Here is a 21,541-nt window from a genome sequence, read left to right as displayed (position 1 = left end):
AGTTTACTAGCCCTTCTTTTGCATATAACCGAGAAAATTAGTTAACGAGTGTGGTGCCGCCATCAATCGGTAATATCTGCCCAGTCATAAACGCGCTAGCCCGGCTTGCTAACATAACAGCTACGCCAGCAATATCAGACGCTTCTCCCCAGCGACGCATAGGAATAGACTGTAACTCTTCTTCGAATGCTTCTTTATCTTCGCTTAAAAACTCGGTCATCTTTGAATAAAAACGTCCTGGAGCAATCGCATTGACGCGAATGTGCTTACCCACCAGTTCATTAGCCAATACACGCGTCATTTGATGAATTGCTGTCTTAGAAACGGCATAGCTGAAGTTATCCAGTCCATTACCAACAATACCCGCAATAGAGCCAATATTAATGACCGCTGATGTATTCTCACTCGTCGCATTTTTTTCCAGCAGTGGCATCAGTGCTTGAGTCAAAAAGAACGGGCTCTTCACGTTGAGATCCATTACTTTGTCCCACCCCTTCTCAGGGAACTGACCAAAAGGTGCGCCCCAAGCGGTCCCTGCGTTATTCACTAATACATCAATATGTTGCTCACGCTCATTGATTTGCTTCACTAGGTCCATCACGCCTTCACTTGTGGCGACATCGCCCACCAGCGCGACACAGTCGCCAAACTTACTCAATTCTTTGGCCGTGTCCAAACATGCCTGCGCCTTGCGAGCAGTAATATAAACGCGTTTGGCACCGGCTTCTAAAAAGCCCTGCGCCATAAAAGCACCTAAACCGCGCGATCCACCAGTAACCACGCATACTTTGCCCTGCATTGAAAACAAATTTTCCAGCATCAAATACTCCTGAATATAAATCAACCATCGTTGATTTAGACTAACAAGAACAACTAAAGCAGATTATTTTTTAGGGTGATAATTAAGTATAGGTATCGTGGGTAGAATAGACCGGTTTGAACAAGACTGACTCACGAAAGACGTGAGCCAGACAAATAAGCAATTAAGCTTTCACACCCTTGTGCTGCATTGCTGGGGTCTCTACCATCTTATTGCGACGTAACGACCAAATCATGAGTACAAGCCCACCAATAATCATGGGAGCAGACAATATTTGCCCTTGAGAAATTCCCATTGAAAATGCTCCTTCATAAAGTCCAATATGTTGATCCGGTTCACGGAAGAACTCCACAAAGAAACGGAAGCAACCATAACAGACCAAGAACAGTCCGCTAACCGCCCCTACAGGACGTGGCTTGCGTGAATAAAGCCAAAGAATGATAAACAAAGCAACGCCTTCAAGGGCAAATTCATACAATTGTGATGGATGGCGCGGTAAGGAACCAGCACCTGGAAATATAACGCCCCAAGATACATCCGTGGTGCGTCCCCACAGTTCGGCATTAATAAAATTACCAATACGCCCTGCCCCTAAGCCAATGGGCACCAACGGCACAATAAAATCTCCCACTTGCAGAAAACTACATTTGGCTTTACGAGAGAACCACCACAATGCAACGATAACCCCTAATAACCCACCATGGAAGGACATACCGCCAGTCCATATTTTAAACAGATACATGGGATCAGATAGAAAGAGATCAAATTGATAGAAAAATACGTAGCCGATCCGTCCCCCTAAAATCACCCCTAAGAAGCCCCAAAATAACAAATCGCTCAGTTGGTCTTTTGTCCAGTTAGTACGTGATAAACGGACGCCGGCAAGCCAAAATGCGGCAGCAAAGCCGATAAGGTACATCAAGCCATACCAACGCAAACTAAGAGGCCCAACACTAAAAATGATGGGGTCTATCTGCGGAAATGTAAAATAACTACTTACCATGTTGAATTTTTATCCTAGTAACATTCGAAGGCTAACAATAATTAAAAAGCCGGCAAAAATTTTCTTTAAAAGTTGTGTATTCAAGGTGCGACTTAGCTTCGCACCAAAACCTGCTGTAAAGACCGATGTGCAAACAATACCTAAAGTAGCAGGCAAATAAATAAAACCGACTGCCCATTGAGGTAAATGTTCGTTGTTCCAGCCAGCGACAATAAAGCTGGCGGATCCAAATAGCGCAATAACTAATCCACTAAAGGCGGCACAACCGATTGCGATACGAATATCCACTCGGCACCATAATAAAGCGGGCACCATAATAGCACCTCCGCCTATCCCCATCACCGAAGATATACACCCAGTGATCACACCAATAAGCAGCAATATCTCCTTAGAGACATCGCGTTTAGCGCTCTTGTTCCCCAGCAAGATCATTTGTGCTGCAATCACTAACACCAAAATCGCAAACAAAGTCTTTAACGACTCGGCGGGGATCATCGTGGCAAATTGCGGACCGATGATCGCGCCAACCGAAATGCCTAACCCAGTCCAAAGTAAATAAAATTGCCTTAAGTTCCCAAGTTTATAATGGGCTCGAGATGAAGAAATAGCAGTCAGCACAATCGTTGAAAGTGAGGTGGCGATAGCCATAGGCATGGCTACCTTAAGTGGTAAGTGTACGTATTCAGTTAATAGATAGAGTAAAGATGGCACAATGATTAAGCCACCACCGATGCCTAATAAACCTGCGAATAAGCCCACAACGGCCCCGAGGCCTATGCACACCAATAATATAAATAATGCAGGATCCACTTTATTTCACTCCTGCTAAATACCTGCGCGGATAAGAGCGCCCAGACCAATCGATTCAAGATATTGATTAACCCGCTCGCGCACGTTTTTCGGATCACTCATTGCTAACACTTCATCAAGCAATATTTTGGCGTCGTCGAGTCTAGCACTGCGTGCGACCCACTTGATTTTCATCACACTGTGACTATTCATACTCAGTTTTCGATATCCCATGGCCATCAGCAAAATAGTACCACCAGGTTCACCTGCTAACTCACCACATAAAGTAATAGGCACATCTAATTTATTCGCCTGTTGAGCAATATCGTATAATGCAGCAAGCACAGCAGGATGATAACTATCATATAATTCAGAGACCCGAGCATTGTTTCTATCAACTGCCAGCAAATATTGGGTTAAATCGTTACTACCAACAGAGAAAAAGTCGACTATTTTTGCCAACTGTGGCATTTGATATATAACTGCTGGGACTTCCAACATCACCCCAATTTTGGGTTTATGTAGCTGCCCGCTATTTTCTTTTGTCTCTTCTTTAACTTCAAAGAATGCTTGGCTGATTAAGCGTTTTGCTTCTAGTACTTCACTAACAGAAGTAATCATAGGCAGCATAATTTGCAAATTTTTCAAGCCGATACTGGCTCGTAACATGGCGCGGATCTGTACCAAGAACACTTCAGGATGATCAAGTGTCAGCCTGATACCTCGCCAGCCTAGGAACGGATTTTCCTCAGACATGGGAAAATACGGTAGTGGTTTATCTCCACCAACATCCAAGGTACGCATCGTAAACGGTTTATCAGGCTCAGCCATAAGCATGGCTCGGTATAGCTCAACCTGCTCAGTCTCCGTGGGGAAACGTTGGCGCATCATAAACGGAATTTCGGTGCGGAATAAGCCAACGCCGTCTGCATATTTTGAATAGGTGTTTTCAATTTCAGCAGATAGTCCAGCATTAACCATTAAGCTCAGCTGACAGTTATCTTTGGTCAGTGCAGGCAAGTCATCTTGCGCAAGAATTTTATCACTTAGTAATTGTTCTTCATGGATAAGCTGCTGAAACTCACGTTCAATTGTCTGATTTGGCGAGACAATAATTGCACCAGTATAACCATCGAGCAAAATATCTTTGTCATTCAATAACGACAGTGGCAGACCAGTAACACCCATGACCGCAGGCACACCCAAGGCTCGAGCCATAATTGCTGCGTGGGAGTTGCTCGAACCTCGAATGGAAATCAAGCCACACAATCGACCCTTTGGAAATTCGGCCAACATGGTTGCTGTTAATTCTTCGGCCACCAAAATACATTTTTCGGGTAATTCTTCACGCGTTAACCGGGTCGTATCCAGATTGAGTAAATTCGCTAAAATACGGTTGGATAGATCTTCCACATCTACCGCTCGTTCACGCATATAAGCATCGCTCATCGCCTGAAACTGAGCAATGTAGGTTTCAATCACTAATTTGAGTGAGGTGGGAGCATCCCAACCCAAGACAATCTTCTGCTCTACTTCTCGCCCCAAACTATTGGCATCTAGTAAATGTTGATAGAGCGTGAAAATGGCTTGTACGTCATCCGGAACCTCCCCTTGAATACGCTGAGATAAAAGCTCAACTTGCTCACGGGTTTGCTTAACAGCAGCACGGTAATGCTTTATCTGAATATCATGGTCGTTGCTGCGTTTTGGAACGTGGTTACGCAAGTTAACCAGTAAGTTTTGTACTACCCCCACTCCTGCCGCTAGCCCTGATGAACCGGGAACTCCATTTAGACTTTTAATCTCATTCTGTTCGGAGTTTTCGTCACTTAAGCTAAATCGACCGCGGGCTTCCGCATTAACTATTTCTACTGCCAATTGCATGGCGAGAGTGACTAAAAAAGCTTCTTCATCTTGGCTAAAAAGGCGTTTACGTTGCTGTTGTAACGTTAGTACACCTAACACTTTTCGCTGATGGATAATCGGGGCGCCTAAAAAGGCGTGATATTGCTCTTCTTGCACTTCGGGGTAGTGCTTAAACCGCGGATGAGTTTGGGCATTACTAATATTTATTGGCTCTTCGCGTTGACCAATCAAACCTATAAGGCCTTCAGAAAAACCTATCGAAACCTTACCTATCGCACTTTTAGCCAACCCTTCAGTAGCGCGCAAGGTAAAGCACTGCTTTTCGTAATTCGCGAGGTAGATACTGACTGAGTCAACTTTAATCGCCTCTTTGAGACTCTTTACCACACCGCTAAGCGCATCATCTAGGACGGGATTTTGATTCACCTCTTTAACGATGCGTTTTAGCTTGGTTAACATATTAACCCTTTAGTTTTTGCGTCTACGTTTACTTCTTTGGCCTTGGGCCGGCTTTGAGCTTAAAGACATGGTAGTAGGCGCGAACTCTTTCATTGCTCGGCGATACACTTCACGTTTAAACGACACCACATTGCGAACCGGATACCAAAAGCTTACCCAGCGCCAGTCGTCAAACTCAGGATGGCCCGATTGTAGCAAATCAACATCTTGTTCTTTGCACGTCAGTTGTAACAAAAACCACTTTTGTTTTTGTCCAATACAAACAGGCGCACTGCCTTGACGAATCAAGCGCTTAGGCAATTTGTATCTCAACCAATTTTTGGTTACCGCTAAAATTTTAACTTGCTCTGGCTTTAGTCCAACTTCCTCGTAAAGTTCGCGATACATGGTTTGTTCAGCAGTTTCACCTTCATCGATTCCGCCCTGCGGAAACTGCCAAGAATGTTGACCATAGCGTCTTGCCCAAAAGACTTGACCTAGGCTATTGCAAATCACTATGCCAACGTTGGCGCGGAATCCTTCGGCATCAATCACTTAGACTCCCGAGAATTCAATTCTTTTATTGATTGGCATTCTTCCATAAACTACTGACTATGCATAGAATAATCACAATAATTTACGGGCTCTTGGCCCTGAGCTATATCGCGACAACACTTACTACGGCGTATTCGTGGAGTTTTGTACATAAAGCCCTGCCCATAATACTTCTGGCCTTAGTCGTATGGCAGCGCTGTTGTTTACCGAAAAAATGGCTTTTGCTAGCAGGCATATTATCCAGTGCCGGTGGCGATATGTTGCTTGCTTTGCCAATTCAAAATAGTTTTATTTTGGGTTTAGCAGCGTTTGCATTGGCACATATCTTATACGCCCTGTTTTTACTGCAATGGCTAAATTTGAAACGTATCACTGCGTTATTTACCTGCTTATTTGTGGTGTATCTGATTGGAATGATGTTTTTGTTGATCCCCGCAGTAGGTAATCTACAAGTACCCGTTAAAGGTTATTTTGTTGTTATCAGCGCGATGGTCATCACAGCCATGGGGGCGCAAACGCAAAGTATATCAATACGTTTCGGCGCACTATTGTTTGTCGCATCGGATAGCTTATTGGCCATTAACGCCTTTATCACTCCATTACCTATCCAGTCTGTCTTAGTCATGGGCACCTATTACGCCGCCCAATACTTTATCGCTTTGGGCTGCATTCAACTGGCAAAAGAACATGAGATTACCTAGCTCACCTCCCAGTAGTATCGACGAGTTACTCCAACGGGCTGAGCAATTAGCAGGCCTAACCTTAGGGGAATTGGGCCACATGGCTAATATTCGTGTGCCCAAAGACTTCAAGCGCGAAAAAGGTTGGAGCGGTCAATTACTCGAATTAGCCCTTGGCGCACAAGCTGGTTCCAAAGCTCAGCAAGACTTTGCCAACATTGGCGTTGAGCTGAAAACTATTCCCATCGATTTAACCGGTAAACCATTGGAAACCACCTACGTGTGTTACGCCCATTTAACCGATGTAGCCGGAATTCATTGGGCTACCAGCAGCGTGCGCAATAAGCTAAACAAAGTGTTGTGGGTGCCAATTGATGGAAGGCGCGATATTTCGCCAAGTGAGCGCTGCATTGCCACGCCATTTCTGTGGTCTTTACAAGCAGAGGAAGAGGCGGCTTTGCGTCAGGACTGGGAAGAGATAATGGACATGATAGCCATGGGAGATATCGAGAACATTACCGCGAGGCATGGTGAATATTTACAACTGCGCCCTAAAGCCGCTAATGGCAGTGCACTAACGGACGCCATTGGTCGTAATGGCCAAATAGTGCAAACTCGGCCAAGAGGATTTTATTTGCGCAAAGAATTTACCAGCAAAATATTAGCTGATTATTTTGGCGAATAAATTGGGTTCGTAACAAAGCGCCTAATTGCTCACCATGAATAATGTAGTGCTACAAAAAAGGCGCCTTTGGGCGCCTTAATAAACTGACAATTTTAACAATCTACTGCGGTGTGCGCAGTACCATTAATTTAATTTCTGTCATATCTTCCATAGCATATGTGATCCCTTCACGGCCTAGGCCCGATTCTTTCACACCACCGTAAGGCATATTATCAACACGCCAACTTGGCACATCGCCAATTACCACGCCACCCACATCTAATTCGTCCCATGCTTTATGGGCTTTATAAATGTCACGAGTGAATATGCCGGCTTGCAAACCGAATTGGCTGTTATTCACTTCTTTCAACGCTTCATCAAAGTCACTGAATGAGCTGATAATAGACACAGGCCCAAACGCTTCCTCGGCATTCACGGTCGCATCGTGAGCAACCCCTTCTAACAAGGTAGCTTGCAACATAGCGCCATCGCGTTTACCGCCAGCTAGCAGAGTCGCACCACCTTTCACCGCTTCTTGGATCCAAGTATCTAGACGCTCGGCTTCCGATTCTGAAATCATCGGTCCGATAAAGGTACTTTCATCAAGCGGGTCACCATGTACTAGATTGGCCACTTTCTCGGTATAACGCTGTTTGAATTCGCTATACAGTTTTTCGTGAACCAAAATACGCTGCACGCTAATGCAGCTTTGTCCCGACTGATAATAAGCACCAAAAACAATGCGCTCTATTGCATCGTCTAAATCGGTGTCTTCATCCACCACACAAGCTGCGTTGCCACCTAACTCTAGGATCACTGGCTTCTTGCCAGCTTTAGCTTTTAATTCCCAACCGACTTGCGGTGAACCGGTAAAACTCAGTAATTTGAAGCGCTCGTCAGTAGTAAATAAATCTGCACCATCACGACTACAAGGTAAAATGGAGAATGCACCTTCAGGCAAGTCTGTTTCTGCTAACACTTCGCCAATAATTATCGCACCTAATGGTGTACGACTTGCGGGCTTCATCACAAAAGCACAACCGACAGCTAAGGCCGGCGCGATTTTATGAGCCGCTAAATTCAGTGGGAAATTAAACGGTGAAATAAATGAACATGGGCCAATGGGTACACGCTTATACTTACCTTGATACCCTTTTGCACGAGGGGTAATTTCTAGATTAAGCACTTCACCTTTCATGCGCACAGACTCTTCTGCAGCAATTCTAAAGGTGTCGATTAAGCGTGTCACTTCGCCTCTAGCATCTTTAATGGGCTTACCTGCTTCAATACACAATGCGTGGGCTAGCTCATCAAAGCGTTCTTCAAAGCGCTTTACGCAGTGATTAAGTATGGCTTGTCTTTCATAAGGCGCCATTTTATTGAGCAATGGCTGGGCTTTCTCAGCAGCCGCAATGGCTTTATCAATAACGGCGGCGTCAGCCAATGCGGCATAAGTCGCTACTTCACCCGTATACTTATTGGTGATCTTCAGATCGCGATTCGCGTATACGGCTTTACTCGCCAAATAATAGGGATATTCTTTCGCTAACATGCTGTTTTCCTTATAGTTGCTGACTACGTTCGCGGATCGTCTCGTTCAACGTCTTGTCATTTAGGCTATAGTCGACCGGCACATCGATAACGTGTACACCGGGCTCTGCCAAGCAGGCTTTTACAAGAGGCAAAATTTCATCGGCCGCTTCAATTCTCCAACCTTTGGCGCCATAGCTTTCTGCGTACTTTACAAAATCAGGGTTGCCATAATCTAAACCGTAATTCGCAAATTGCATGTTGGCTTGTTTCCACTTGATCATGCCATACGCATCATCTCTTAAGATGACGACGACTATGTGCAATTTCAAGCGCACAGCCGTTTCTAACTCTTGGCTGTTCATCATAAACCCACCATCGCCACATACAGTCAACACCGGCTTGTCTGGGTGAACCATTTTAGCGGCCATCGCGGAAGGTAAACCTGCGCCCATGGTTGCCAGCGCGTTGTCCAGTAACAAGGTGTTTGTCAACGCTGCAGGATAATTGCGTGCAAACCAAATTTTATATACGCCGTTATCTAATGTGACTATGCCATCTCTAGGCATCGCTTCACGTATATCGCGCACAAAACGCTCGGGTAACACAGGAAAACGATCGTCATTTTCACTTTCCGCTTTATGCTCTAAAAATGCTTGATGTGCTTTTTTGAAAAAACTAAATTCCCATGCACTTTGTTTCTGAATTTGTTCTTTAATCTGCCAAATACTGTTAGCAATATCACCCACCACTTCAAGTTGCGGGAAGTAAACTGGATCGACAGCTGCGGTTTCAAAGTTAATATGAATGACTTCTCGACCACCGTGCTGCATGAAAAATGGTGGCTTCTCTACGACATCATGGCCAACATTGATAATAAGGTCAGAGCTGTCGATGATTCGATGCACGAAATCACCGGATGAAAGCGCGGTATTACCCATAAATAACTCATGGGATTCGTCAAGCACGCCTTTACCCATTTGGGTCGTCACATACGGAATACCTGTTTTTTCAACAAATTCCTTTAACATTTTTGACGTGAGTTTGCGATTCGCCGCCGCTCCAATAAGCAGCAACGGTGAACGGGCACCTTCAATCATCTCAATGGCTTTGTTAATCGCTTTATACTCTGCAATGGGACGTCGAGAAATACTTGGCTTAAGCAATTGAGCTTGGGTGTTTTCTGCAGCGATATCTTCAGGCAATTCAATGTGGGTCGCACCTGGACGTTCTTCATGAGCAAGTCGAAACGCTTCACGCACAACTGAAGGAATACGGTCACCACTAACAACTTGCGTAGTGTATTTAGTGATTGAACGCATCATATCGACCACATCAATCACCTGAAAGCGCCCTTGCTTGCTGGTCTTCACTGGCTTTTGCCCAGTGATCATTAGCATGGGCATAGCACCTAGCTGAGCGTAAGCACCTGGCGTAACAAGGTTGGTAGCACCAGGACCGAGCGTTGATAAACACACGCCTACTTTTCCGGTCAATCGTCCATATGTTGCAGCCATAAAGCCAGCACCTTGCTCATGGCGGGTTAATATCAATTTAATGTCTGAGTCTCGTAGAGATTCCAATAAATCCAGGTTTTCTTCACCAGGGATCCCAAAAATGTATTCAACACCTTCCGCCTCTAGGGCTTTAACGAATAAATCTGACGCTTTCATTTAATCTCCACGTTGTTGTTATGCGCATTCAGCGCGCCGGTTTTCACCGTTGTTCTTGATAATTATCTAACGTTTACTGTGCCAACCGACGAGCAATTAATCAGCTAAGCTTTTGCTATGTTGTCTAGCATGCCATTTAACAAAAAAGATTAAAGTACGAAAAATCGATTACTTAAATCGATTAATTCTTAGCACACCAAATAAGCACTCTTTCTGTTACTTCTGGTTGCAACACTATCGTACCCTGCTGAAGCAACTTAGTAAGGCCAGTGCGAAAACTACTTTCATCTTCCTGGCGAAGTACTGGCCATGGGTCATCATTGTGATTTATATCAATAGGTAATTTCAGGTCTACCAACAGGACCTTGAAAAGCGCCAACTTATTGCGTGCGCTCGCTAACCCATCATCAAAACACTCGAGTGCTTCATCTACAAAGTAGCTCAAAGACTTATCACAGGCTTTAGGCGCTTTTGACTCCTCTAGTAGCAACGCGCCAATGCCCAGTTGTAACTGCATATTTTGTTTATCATTAAGCAAGGCATTCATCGTAGACAGTAACGTAGCAGTTGAAGCCAATGTTGCCAGTTTTTCCTTGAGTTCTGATGCGTGAGGCGCACCGACAAGGAACGGGTTTTCTTCGTCGCTTAGCGCCTGCGCGCAAAGGCTTAAATCGACATTTTCATACTGCCCTATCAACGACCTTAGTTGATGGCCTAACGTTAAAATTTGTTGCTTTTTGGCCGGGCTGAATTGATTTTCAAATAGGTTTAACGTTTCCTCAGCCAATAACATACCCGCTTTAATCGTACGCCAATCATTAACGTTTTGGCTTTGATAAAACGCATCTTCACCACCTTGCCAAACCTCAAGAGACTGCTCGAGTGCAGCGATCGCACCTTGAGCCGTCGACATATTTGTGTTCATGTTGAAATTTGCTGGCGATTGGTAGCATTGCAGTGCCGCGTTATCTGCCAAGCGGTAGCCCCTAGCCGCCTTTGACTGCATACCAAAGCGTAAAGGAGTGATACAAACAAGTTGCTGGGCAATTTCAAAGAGTATTGCTGGGTCACCCTTTTTCAATTCGAGCTCGACTTCACATATATCAACACTTCGGCCATTCGCGCTAATGGTCCCTTGGTCGAATACCAACTCAACTTGAGCATCATCTGAAAATGTAATAAGAAAGGTATGGCGCAAAAAATCAGTGGAAAACATGAGATATAAATCGTTTTCTAGTGCAATTAGATCTACCGAAGCAGGCCAAATTCGTGGATCAAATAAATCTAACTTCAAGTCAGGACTAGGCAACGGTACATTATATTCTGGACGCTGGTGCATGCCCGCCACTACAATGCCCTTGGTTTTTACCGTTTGTTCAAATTCACCATTGCAACCTCGGATACGTAGGCCTATGTCATGTTTACGCAATGTTCGTTGAGGTGTTTCGAAGTAATCATTGCGCAGTTGCTTCCCAGCAGAATCAGTGTAATTTAGTTTACTTTGCGCTAACCAAGATAAAATATCTTGATATGCGCTTGGGGTTGCAAGCAACTTTAATTCAATTTCTATGTCCATAGTGATTGTCATTTAATTTTTAAAAAAGTACCTTACCTTTCCCTTTTGTACAGTACAACGCAAAGGTCAAGGTGTAAGACTAATCCGGTTCACCTATTGCCTTTCCCATAGCTAGGCCATAAGATCGAGCCAGACATTCAGAGACTATATATTTATTATGCTAAAGCGATTTTTGATCAGTGTTACCTGCGCCTTATTTTTGTTGCCTACTATTCAAGCAAGTGCTCAACAATCACAGGGTGAGACGCAATATATTTCAGATGATTTATTTACTTTTATACATTCAGGACCAGGTAGAAATTACCGTATTCTGGGCTCTATCATCGCAGGATCTGAAGTTACAGTTCTGCGCACCGACAGTGAAAGCAACTATGTTGAAATTGTCGATGACAAAGACCGCACAGGTTGGGTTGATGGTGAGTTTGTTAGTAAACAAAAAAGTTTACGTGAATTAGTGCCTGGATTACAGCAGCAACTGGCTGATGCAACCCAAAGTACCTCTGCTCAACAAAATGAAAACGATAGTTTGCGCCAGCAATTTTCTGAGCTTCAATCCCAGAACAATAGACTGACGAAGCAATTAAAAACTCTTGAAGAGCAAAATGCCGACTTTAGTCAGAAACTAGACGCAGCCGATCAAACAGCGAAAATGCAATGGTTCACACGTGGTGGTATTGTGGCACTCATTAGTTTGATTTTAGGTGTGATCGTGGCTTACTTGCCTAAAAAACGCCGAAAAAGCGATACTTGGATGTAATGTTTAGGATATTCCTCATTACTTATAAAGCCGCCCCAAGGCGGCTTTTTGTTTTTATTCCAAGGAAGTCACCATGCCATCTTTAGATATATTGTTATCGTTTTCCGTTGCAGCGCTGTTACTCAGCTTATCTCCAGGCCCCTCAAATCTGTACATCATGGCTCGCAGTATTAGTCAGGGGCATCAAGCAGGCATCGCTGCCGCAGGTGGAATGGCGGTAGGCTCTTTTGTATATGTACTGGCGACTGCATTTGGCCTAGCAGCAATTTTTATTTATTCTCCACTGGCGTTTATGTTGCTCAAACTCGCAGGTGCGGCATACTTACTTTACCTTGGTTGGTTATATCTGTTTAGTCACAAACACCGAGATGAAAACAAACCTAAAATAACAGTGATGTCGATCCCGCGCATTTTTGCGCAAAGTATTTTGGTTGAACTCACCAACCCAAAAACAGCATTATTCTTCATTGCATTTTTGCCCCAGTTCATCAAAGAGGATTCGGGCTCTGTTATTGGACAATTTGCGGTACTGGGCATTATGTATGCGCTTATCGCGTTTATTTGTGACGTATCTGTGGCTATGCTTGCTGGAAAATTGGGCAAATGGTTAAACCAACACCCTGCCTTTGAAATATGGCAAAACCGCTTTAGTGGCGGGTTGTTATTGTCGCTTGGTAGTTACATTGCAATTGACGAACTAGTTAGTGGTACATAACATTATTTTTATTTAAATTACTCTTAATACAAGGACTTACCCATGCAACTATTGGCCAAGCTTTTAAAAGCATTGAACTCGGACGACAGTCCTTGGCAACTTGCTTTTGGCGTAATGTTAGGGATGATTATGGGCTTAACCCCATTTCTCGGCTTACACAGCGTGTTCATTTTATTTATCGTACTTTTTTTACGGGTTAACCTCAGCACCTTCCTACTCGCTTATGCACTGTTTTCTGGCTTCACGCTGCTGCTGAATCCTATGATGGCAGATATAGGCGAATCCTTGCTGACATCACCAGGCCTAACGGGTTTGTGGACTAGTTTGTATAATTCGACATTTGGTCAACTTACCCAATTTTATCATACACTTACCTTAGGAAGCTTACTGTTCAGCCTAATTTTGGCACCTTTTATTCTAATATTGAGTAAAGTTTTAGTCGTTCAATATCGCGTACGCTTCATGCAATGGATAAATAAGTTGAAGATTGTTCAGTTCCTTAAAGGTAGCCGTATCTACCAAATCTACCAGACGCTAGGAGAGTAAACATGCAGAAACTTATTCGTTGGCCTGGACTCATCGCATTTTTCGTTATTACTGGGCTTATAGCCGCTATCGCTATCCTATTTTTAGATTTTTGGATTAAATTAGCCGCAGAAAAAAGTTTAGAATCAACCACCGGTGCCGAGGTCAATATTGCCCAAGTCACGCATACATTTTCTCCTTTTGGTGTCACGCTAAGCGGCATTCAGTTAACAGATCCCGCAACGCCAACTCAGAACCAAGTTCAAGCACAAGAGATTACTGCGCAAATCGAATTAACGCCTTTGTTGTTACGTAAAATAATCATTGATGATTTAACGATCAGTGGGGTGCAGTTTGCCCAGCCTAGAGAATCTGAAGGCGCGGTTTATCGCACTGCCACTACTGCGATAAAAGAAGAGTTACAAGAAGCGTTTGATCCAAAAAATCTTCCCAGTGTAGATGAAATACTTGCTAATTCGCCGTTAAAAACCACTAAAGCGGTTGAGCAAACTCAAGCCGCTTATAAAAAACACAGCGATATACTCAAAAGCAAATACACCCAACTGCCCAGTAAAGACACCTTAGAAAATTATAAGAAACGTGTAGAAGCTATTACTAATACAGATTATAAAAATCCGCTGGAACTCGCTAAAGCAAAAGAAGAGTTTGATGCCCTGCGCGAAGAAATTAAAAGTGATAAAGCCAAGCTTACCGAGTTTAAAGATGCGGCAAACGCAGCTAAAAGCGAGATGGCACCGACGTTAGCTGAACTAAAATCAGCGCCCGGGGAAGATTACGCTCAACTACAGGGGTTGATTGCCGGTGATGAAGGAGCAATCAAAGACGTAACAACCATGGTTTTTGGAGAAAAAGCAGGAGAATTTAGTCAATACGTACTCGGTGCATATGATTTAGCTGCTCCTATGCTGAGTAAAAGCAAAGAAGAACTCGCTGAAGAGCAAGCATATAATGGCCGCTGGATAGCATTTGATGACACAGCTGCGCTGCCAGATTTTTTAGTACGCAATGCTGATATATCTATCAAATGGCAGAGTGAAAACGTGCTGAGCGTATGGCACGACATTACTAATCAGCACGACAAAATCGGGCGTCCTACCACGTTCAAAGTTGACTCAAGTGCGAGCAAGTTGTGGCAGTCCCTTAAATTAAACGGCGATTTTTGGCTAAACGATACAGGTGTAAAAGCCAACCAAGATTGGAATTTACGTGGTCTGGCACTGTCTGATGTTTCGTTGTTAGACCAAGATAAGCTGTCTTCAAAATTACTTAAAGGATTGTTATCAAGCTCAGGCAAAGCCAGTATCAATCAGAACGTTGTTTCGGGCACAGGTAATGCCGCCCTTAGTCAATTACAGTTAACAGCAACCGGTAGTAATAATCTTACCAGCGTTATTGCTGAAACGCTTTCAGGCCTGTCTAACCTAACCATTAACTCCGATATTGGCGGTACATTAGGCGATATCAATTTAAGCTTTAGCTCTGATTTAGATAAACAATTAGCTACGGCTATGCTATCGAATTTGACTGGCGACCAGAACAGTAAGCTTGCTGAACTTAAGCAAAAACTCAATGCTAAAATCGAAGGGCCATTAGGCGCTACCGATTCAGAGATGAGCCAATGGTTAGACTGGGAAAAGCTCGCTGATGGCGACTTAAGCAGTATGCAAAGCATGCTTGATAGCAAGCTGAATAGTGTGGTAGACAACAAGAAAAACGAGTTAACCGACAAGTTAAAAGATAAGCTAAAAGGTAAGTTTTTTAATTAGTTTTAAACCGGCGTCTTTCGACATTTTTCGGTTTTAGGTTAATGACTAAATTCGGTAAAAAATTGTAAGGCCAGTTTTTGTTAACTGGCCTTTTTATATTGTTCGCTCATTGCCTGCTTCGCTTACAAGCAGTGTTTCACTAGCCGCGGTAACAAAACCTCGGCATAATACCTGCCAAAGATTTAATTAACCTCAGCCAACACAAGGAGCCGACAAAAATGAAAGTAGTGCCCATACTCCTTTTCGCTTTGTTGGCAGCACTACAATATCGCTTATGGTTTGGTAAAAATAGTATTCCAGAATACGTCGCTATGGAGCAGTCTGTCGCTGACCAAGCCGAGCAAAACGCTGAATTACTGCAACGTAATAATCTACTCAAAGCAGATATTAAAGATCTCAAAGTTGGTCTTGAGGCAGTAGAAGAAAGAGCGCGAAACGAGCTCGGCCTGATCAAACAAGGTGAAACCTTCTACCGTATTTTACCTAGCGAAGATTAAACATAGATGTCACTTCTCCCCCAATACACCGTAGTTGTGCCCGCAGCAGGCATTGGTCAAAGAATGAAGGCCGACAGACCCAAGCAGTACTTAACCATAGCTGGCAAAACAATTTTAGAGCACACCCTAGAGAATTTGTACGCCCATCCGCAGGTTAAGCATCTCGTGGTCGCGCTAAACCCACAAGATAACTATTTTTCAAGTTTAGCCATCGCTAGTCAACCTTGGATCACGCAAGTCGATGGCGGTGATGAGCGCGCCGAATCAGTCCTTGCAGGGCTAAGTACTATTGAAAATGAAGAATGGGTATTGGTGCACGATGCTGCTCGTCCTTGTTTAGCCCACGATGATTTAACCAAGTTGTTAGCGGTCGCGCAGTATTCAAAACACGGCGCGATACTCGCTTGCCGCGTACGCGATACCATGAAGCGGGGTGATGCTTCGCAAAATATATTACTGACTGAGAGCCGAGATAATTTATGGCATGCTTTGACGCCGCAATTCTTCCCCTTAATGACACTGCGCGATGCGCTGCGTAATGCGGCACAACAGGGTGTGCAGATCACAGATGAAGCCTCTGCAATAGAATGGGCTCAAGGCACAGTAAAGTTGATTGAAGGGCGCGCGAGTAACATCAAAGTAACCCAACCAGAGGATTTACAATTGGCGGAATTTTACTTACAACACAAGGCAAGTTTATGACTATGCGCATAGGTCACGGTTACGACGTACACAAATTTGGTGACAACGGCCCTATCACTATTTGCGGCGTTAAAATTGACTACGAGCAAGGTCTGCTAGCGCACTCTGATGGTGACGTCGCTCTGCATGCGCTATGCGACGCGTTGTTAGGCGCGCTCGCTCTAGGTGATATAGGCAAACATTTCCCGGATACGGATGCAGAATTTAAGGGTGCTGATAGCAGAGCGTTATTACTTCATGTAATGAAATTAGTGAATCAACAAGGTTATCAAATTGGCAATATTGATTTAACCATAGTGGCTCAAGCCCCTAAAATGTCGCCTCACATCTTAACGATGCGCGAAAACATCGCGCATGATGTTAGTGCTCAGTTGAATCAAGTCAATGTAAAAGCAACCACGACTGAAAAGTTAGGCTTTGCAGGACGCAAAGAAGGCATTGCCTGTTACGCGGTTGTGCTTTTAAGCACAAACGATACGGTATAACTTAAATGCAAATTGATAATTGGCGATATCTACACAGCACACCAGAAACCACTGGTATATTCAAGCAACAGCCCAAAGACTTTATCGTGCAAGAAATTCTTGGCTACGAACCTATAGGCGAAGGCGAACATATTTATTTATGGGTACGTAAAGAAGAGCTAAACACCGCATATTTAGCCGAACAAATAGCTAAGTTCGCTCAATTACCCCTACGTGCCGTAACTTACGCCGGGCGAAAAGACAAACACTCTGTGAGTGAGCAGTGGTTTGGCGTACACAAACCCGGCAAAGCAGAGTATGACTGGTCTGCCTTAAACGTGCCCGGCGCAAAGGTACTCAAAGCAATAAGGCATAATAAGAAACTCCGTACCGGTGCTTTAAAAGGCAATAAATTCACCATTTTACTACGTGACATCACCAAGCCTGATGGCATGGCCGAACGGATTGAACAGATATGTAAAACCGGTGTACCTAACTATTATGGTCCGCAACGCTTTGGTGACAGCCGTTACGATCCCAAAGGGAGTAATCTGGTTCTCGCGGAAAAAATGATTAACGGCGAAGCAATACGTAATCGCAATAAACGCTCGATGGCTATTTCCGCCTTACGCTCTTGGCTATTCAACGAAGTACTAAGTGAGCGCATTAAATCAGGCTATTTCGACACGCCTCTTGAAGGTGATGTAATGTCTTTAGCGGGCAACCACAGTTACTTCGTTAGCGAAACCATAGACGGCGATGTTAAGCGTCGTTTAGCTGAGCAAGATATCTATTTATCTGCGCCACTGTGGGGAAAGGGAGAGCTTGCCTCAACGGGAGCGGCTTTAGTTTTCGAAAAAAATGTCGTCATTAAACATCCCAAAGTGACAGAAACACTGGTCTCCTTGGGCTTAGAGCAAGAAAGGCGCCCCATTGTTTTATACCCACATAATCTTACCTGGGCATTGGAACAGAACAACTTACGTATTACCTTCGATTTGCCAGCCGGTACATTTGCCACTTCGGTGTTACGTGAAATATTAACTGTCGTCACAACTGAATTGGCGCCTGCAGAATGAGAATTCTACTGAGCAATGATGATGGCGTATTCGCCCAAGGCTTAGCTGAATTATATCGCCAATTAAGCCCAGAGCATGAGATAACCGTCATCGCCCCAGATCGCAACTGTAGTGGCGCTAGTAATGCGTTATCTTTATTGCAACCCTTACGCATAGAACAGATGGAAAGTGGCTTCTACGCAGTTAATGGAACCCCTTCGGATTGCGTACATCTGGGAGTGAACAGCTTTCTTGAGCAAGACCCCGAACTTGTTATATCCGGCATTAACCACGGCGCAAACTTAGGTGACGATGTTATTTATTCTGGCACTGTAGCAGCCGCAACCGAAGGCAGGTATATGGGATTACCCGCAATTGCGGTGTCGCTTTGTGCACACACCAGTGATAACTTTGCCGGTGCAGCTAAACTAGTTAGCCGTATTGTAAGACATTTACAAGCGCATCCGCTGCCGACTGATCAGATTTTAAACGTTAATATTCCTGATTTACCCTATGCGCAAATTAAGGGTATAAAAGTCACGCGCCAAGGTAGACGACACCGCGCTAAAACAATGATCAAAGATGTTGACCCTAGAGGTAAGCAGATTTACTGGTATGGTACGGTGGGCGACGAACAAGATGCAGGTCCAGGAACTGATTTTCACGCCATTAGCGAAGGCTATTGCTCAGTGACGCCTTTATCTGTGGATATGACCGCTCATCAATCTCTTGAGGATGTGCGACAATGGATAACAAAAATATAATAATTAGTAACGGCATAAGTACTTTATTGCTATTCACCATTTGGCCTTAATCACACACGTTGGATAAACAGTTACATGAGAGTTTCTTCACGCAAAGGGGAAAGCCTAGCCCATCTGTTAAAACAAGAAGGCATCCATAATGCTTCGGTTCTTAATGCAGTGGCCTGCATCCCTCGAGAATTATTCTTGCCTGATGCTTTACGTCATAAAGCCTATCAGAATACTGCTTTGCCAATCGGTCAGGGTCAGACGATTTCGCAACCGTATATAGTAGCAAAAATGACAGAGTTATTGCTGGCATCAAGTAATGCCCCCAAGGCTGTGCTTGAAATCGGCACCGGCTCAGGTTACCAAACCGCCATATTGGCTCAGCTCTTCGATAAAGTATTTAGCGTTGAACGAATAAAAAGTCTGCAATTTCAAGCTAAACGCAGAATGAACCAATTGGATTTGCACAATGTCTCTATGAAGCACGGTGATGGTTGGCAAGGTTGGGCAAGCAAAGGCCCATTCGATGCGATTATTGTTACAGCAGCAGCGAGTCAAGTGCCCAGTAAATTAGTTGAGCAACTCAACGATGGCGGACGCTTAATTATCCCCGTTGGCGAACAAAGCCAGCAATTACATTGCATCACTCGTGAGGGTGAAGGCTTTAGTGAAAAAATAATTGAAGCGGTACGCTTCGTACCACTTGTCGCTGGAGATATCATTTGAATGCCCTGCTCCAGTCTGGCGACATAGCCCAAGCCAATCCGTCTTGGGTATTTTTAACAAATCATTTATGGGCTGAAAAATAATGCAACTTAAACGAACATGGCGCGACTACCTAGCGTTGGTATCAAAGGGCATAATAATGGGCGCCGCAGATGCGGTTCCTGGTGTGTCGGGTGGCACTATTGCATTTATTACGGGTATTTATGAAGAGCTGATATATTCGTTAAAACAATGTGGTCCTGAAGCATTGAAGGTTCTTTTTCGCCAAGGCTTAGGCGCCATGTGGCGACATATCAATGGCACATTCCTCATTACCCTACTGTTTGGTATTTTACTGAGTATCTTGACTGTTTCCAGGATCGTATTATTCTGGCTCGACACTTACCCCGTTATGTTATGGTCGTTTTTCTTTGGTTTAATATTGGCCGCAATATGGTCACTGATCCGCCATATCGAACAATGGAAATTCAATACCGTCGCTTTCTTTCTGTTGGGCACCCTTGCTGCTTATTTAATTACTATGATTACTCCAAGCGTCATTCCGCCAACCAACCTATTTATATTTTTATCCGGTATGTTAGCCATTTGCGCCATGATATTACCCGGTATATCAGGGAGCTTTATCCTATTGCTACTGGGGATGTATACCCCCATTTTAAGCGCCGTGAAAAATCTCGAATTAGCAACTTTGGGACTTTTTGCCGTGGGTTGTGTTGCTGGACTATTAAGTTTCTCCCGCGTTTTAAACTGGATGTTTAGCGCTCATCGCACGCTTACATTGGCTCTGTTGGGTGGTTTTATGCTCGGATCACTTAATAAAGTTTGGCCTTGGAAATATACGCTTGAATCAACGGTTAATAGTCACGGCAAAATTATCCCTCTCGTGCAAGAGAATATCTTACCTGGCACTTTTGAAGTCTTAACCAGTGAGCCTTCTTACTTATGGTACGCCATAGCATTAACTATTTTTGGTGCTGGTAGTGTGTTGTTACTAGAAAAAATAGGTTCAGCATCCAGGGAGTGATCTTGTTAACCTTATTTGTGACGTTACATTTCGTTATCTTTTGTCATCATCAAGGCAAAAGTTACCAATGAAAAACGCCTACTTACTGTTGGTGCTTTTACTTTGTCTGCAGTTAGTGGCTTGTTCGGGTCGCAAGTCTCCGGCGCCTGTAGCCGAGCTGTATCAAGGGAAAACATTTCGTGATGTTAAAAAATCATCCTATAATTCTCATATTTATATCGTTGAAAAAGGAGATACGCTCTTCACAATATCGTGGAAAAGCGGTCAGGATTATCGCGATATTGCTAAATTCAACAATATACGACCTCCGTATAATATCTTCCCAGGCCAGCGCCTAACGCTCAAAAAACCACCAGTGTCAATCGTAAAAAAGTCTAATAAACATACTGGTCAGAGCTCGAAATCAAAAACAAATCAAGTAGTTGACCCCCCTAAGAAGCAGGCGTATGGTGATTCTAACGCCACTGTTAAGAAAGGGGTTGTTACCTCTTCCAGCAGTGAGTTTCCGAGTAAAATTACGGCTTGGCTGTGGCCAACTAAAAATAGTGTTGCAAGTGGTTTTTCTAACACCGAACATGGCAACAAAGGCTTAGATTTTAGCGGAACCTTAGGGTCACCTATTTTGGCGGCCGCTGCTGGCAAAGTTGTTTACACAGGGGATGCCCTGCGTGGATATGGAAAACTGATTATAGTGAAGCATTCGGACTCATTTTTAAGTGCTTATGCGCACAACGACAGTATTCTAGTGAAAGAGCAACAGTGGGTTAGGGCAGGACAAAAAATTGCGACTATGGGAAATAGTGGTTCCGATTCAGTCAAACTTCATTTTGAAGTGCGCTACAAGGGACAATCTATAGATCCGCTACGCTATCTGCCTAAACGATAATAACAATAAATAAATATAAAGTTTCAGGAGATGTTTAGGAATAAGTTATAGCTA

At 43.9% G+C, this 21,541-nt stretch carries 22 protein-coding genes; 14 read left to right on the top strand and 8 right to left on the bottom strand.

Annotated features, from left to right (window positions below; translation table 11 throughout):
- Window positions 1-37: 37 nt before the first annotated feature.
- The 5 genes from GQR89_RS02180 to rppH form a co-directional block, all read right to left on the bottom strand.
- Window positions 38-820, bottom strand: coding sequence for a RhlG family 3-oxoacyl-ACP reductase (locus GQR89_RS02180; protein WP_158768543.1), 783 nt, complete (start codon window positions 818-820; stop codon window positions 38-40).
- Between the two features lie 163 nt (window positions 821-983).
- Entirely contained in the window at window positions 984-1,823 is an 840-nt protein-coding gene (gene lgt, locus GQR89_RS02175) for a prolipoprotein diacylglyceryl transferase (RefSeq protein WP_158768542.1), read from the bottom strand.
- A 9-nt stretch (window positions 1,824-1,832) separates the two neighbouring features.
- Window positions 1,833-2,633 (bottom strand): sulfite exporter TauE/SafE family protein, encoded by an 801-nt coding sequence (locus tag GQR89_RS02170; protein WP_158768541.1) that lies wholly within the window; start codon window positions 2,631-2,633, stop codon window positions 1,833-1,835.
- A gap of 15 nt (window positions 2,634-2,648) precedes the next feature.
- The gene (gene ptsP, locus GQR89_RS02165) at window positions 2,649-4,937 is read right to left on the bottom strand and encodes a phosphoenolpyruvate--protein phosphotransferase (RefSeq protein ID WP_158768540.1); all 2,289 of its coding nucleotides are present in this window, start codon (window positions 4,935-4,937) and stop codon (window positions 2,649-2,651) included.
- Between the two features lie 9 nt (window positions 4,938-4,946).
- Window positions 4,947-5,471: an RNA pyrophosphohydrolase gene (gene rppH, locus GQR89_RS02160; protein WP_158768539.1), complete on the bottom strand. Its 525-nt coding sequence runs from the start codon at window positions 5,469-5,471 to the stop codon at window positions 4,947-4,949.
- 59 nt (window positions 5,472-5,530) lie between these two features.
- Here rppH and GQR89_RS02155 point away from each other — a divergent pair, with 59 nt between their 5' ends.
- Together GQR89_RS02155 and mutH are read left to right on the top strand one after the other, a co-directional pair.
- Window positions 5,531-6,172 carry a lysoplasmalogenase gene (locus GQR89_RS02155; protein WP_158768538.1) on the top strand — a complete coding sequence of 214 codons (642 nt, stop codon included), beginning with the start codon at window positions 5,531-5,533 and terminating at the stop codon, window positions 6,170-6,172.
- Window positions 6,159-6,836: a DNA mismatch repair endonuclease MutH gene (gene mutH, locus GQR89_RS02150; protein ID WP_158768537.1), complete on the top strand. Its 678-nt coding sequence runs from the start codon at window positions 6,159-6,161 to the stop codon at window positions 6,834-6,836. Before GQR89_RS02155 ends, mutH begins: the two co-directional genes overlap by 14 nt.
- Window positions 6,837-6,936: 100 nt before the next feature.
- Here mutH and GQR89_RS02145 read toward each other — a convergent pair whose 3' ends face one another.
- The 3 genes from GQR89_RS02145 to GQR89_RS02135 form a co-directional block, all read right to left on the bottom strand.
- Complete coding sequence (locus GQR89_RS02145) at window positions 6,937-8,367, bottom strand: aldehyde dehydrogenase family protein (protein ID WP_158768536.1); 1,431 nt, start codon at window positions 8,365-8,367, stop codon at window positions 6,937-6,939.
- Window positions 8,368-8,377: 10 nt separating this feature from the next.
- Entirely contained in the window at window positions 8,378-10,018 is a 1,641-nt protein-coding gene (locus GQR89_RS02140; RefSeq protein WP_158768535.1) for an acetolactate synthase large subunit, read from the bottom strand.
- Between the two features lie 181 nt (window positions 10,019-10,199).
- The gene (locus tag GQR89_RS02135; RefSeq protein WP_158768534.1) at window positions 10,200-11,594 is read right to left on the bottom strand and encodes an inorganic triphosphatase; all 1,395 of its coding nucleotides are present in this window, start codon (window positions 11,592-11,594) and stop codon (window positions 10,200-10,202) included.
- A 157-nt stretch (window positions 11,595-11,751) separates the two neighbouring features.
- On the opposite strand from GQR89_RS02135, the gene GQR89_RS02130 reads away from it, so the two are divergent.
- From GQR89_RS02130 to GQR89_RS02075, 12 genes are all read left to right on the top strand, one after another.
- Window positions 11,752-12,351 (top strand): TIGR04211 family SH3 domain-containing protein, encoded by a 600-nt coding sequence (locus tag GQR89_RS02130; RefSeq protein ID WP_158768533.1) that lies wholly within the window; start codon window positions 11,752-11,754, stop codon window positions 12,349-12,351.
- Window positions 12,352-12,424: 73 nt separating this feature from the next.
- Window positions 12,425-13,066, top strand: coding sequence for a LysE family translocator (locus GQR89_RS02125; RefSeq protein WP_158768532.1), 642 nt, complete (start codon window positions 12,425-12,427; stop codon window positions 13,064-13,066).
- A 42-nt stretch (window positions 13,067-13,108) separates the two neighbouring features.
- Entirely contained in the window at window positions 13,109-13,612 is a 504-nt protein-coding gene (locus tag GQR89_RS02120; RefSeq protein ID WP_158768531.1) for a DUF2062 domain-containing protein, read from the top strand.
- A 2-nt stretch (window positions 13,613-13,614) separates the two neighbouring features.
- On the top strand, window positions 13,615-15,378 hold the full coding sequence (locus tag GQR89_RS02115; protein ID WP_158768530.1) for a TIGR03545 family protein: 1,764 nt from the start codon (window positions 13,615-13,617) through the stop codon (window positions 15,376-15,378).
- A 218-nt stretch (window positions 15,379-15,596) separates the two neighbouring features.
- Window positions 15,597-15,875, top strand: a complete 279-nt coding sequence (gene ftsB / locus GQR89_RS02110; protein WP_158768529.1) for a cell division protein FtsB — start codon at window positions 15,597-15,599, stop codon at window positions 15,873-15,875.
- Between the two features lie 6 nt (window positions 15,876-15,881).
- On the top strand, window positions 15,882-16,577 hold the full coding sequence (gene ispD, locus GQR89_RS02105; RefSeq protein ID WP_158768528.1) for a 2-C-methyl-D-erythritol 4-phosphate cytidylyltransferase: 696 nt from the start codon (window positions 15,882-15,884) through the stop codon (window positions 16,575-16,577).
- A complete protein-coding gene (gene ispF / locus GQR89_RS02100; RefSeq protein WP_158768527.1) occupies window positions 16,574-17,062 on the top strand; it encodes a 2-C-methyl-D-erythritol 2,4-cyclodiphosphate synthase in 489 nt (162 codons plus the stop codon). The genes ispD and ispF overlap by 4 nt, the downstream gene beginning before the upstream one ends.
- 5 nt (window positions 17,063-17,067) lie before the next feature.
- Window positions 17,068-18,120, top strand: a complete 1,053-nt coding sequence (gene truD, locus GQR89_RS02095) for a tRNA pseudouridine(13) synthase TruD (RefSeq protein ID WP_158768526.1) — start codon at window positions 17,068-17,070, stop codon at window positions 18,118-18,120.
- Complete coding sequence (surE, locus tag GQR89_RS02090) at window positions 18,117-18,863, top strand: 5'/3'-nucleotidase SurE (protein WP_158768525.1); 747 nt, start codon at window positions 18,117-18,119, stop codon at window positions 18,861-18,863. The genes truD and surE overlap by 4 nt, the downstream gene beginning before the upstream one ends.
- 75 nt (window positions 18,864-18,938) lie before the next feature.
- Window positions 18,939-19,577, top strand: a complete 639-nt coding sequence (locus GQR89_RS02085; RefSeq protein WP_158768524.1) for a protein-L-isoaspartate(D-aspartate) O-methyltransferase — start codon at window positions 18,939-18,941, stop codon at window positions 19,575-19,577.
- 82 nt (window positions 19,578-19,659) lie between these two features.
- The gene (locus GQR89_RS02080) at window positions 19,660-20,601 is read left to right on the top strand and encodes a DUF368 domain-containing protein (RefSeq protein ID WP_304611186.1); all 942 of its coding nucleotides are present in this window, start codon (window positions 19,660-19,662) and stop codon (window positions 20,599-20,601) included.
- Between the two features lie 67 nt (window positions 20,602-20,668).
- Window positions 20,669-21,487, top strand: coding sequence for a peptidoglycan DD-metalloendopeptidase family protein (locus GQR89_RS02075; protein ID WP_158768523.1), 819 nt, complete (start codon window positions 20,669-20,671; stop codon window positions 21,485-21,487).
- Window positions 21,488-21,541 lie beyond the last annotated feature (54 nt).

Origin of the sequence: Paraglaciecola sp. L1A13, assembly GCF_009796745.1 — a bacterium.
Classification (GTDB): Bacteria; Pseudomonadota; Gammaproteobacteria; order Enterobacterales; family Alteromonadaceae; genus Paraglaciecola.
This window is presented reverse-complemented; position numbering and strand designations above follow the sequence as displayed.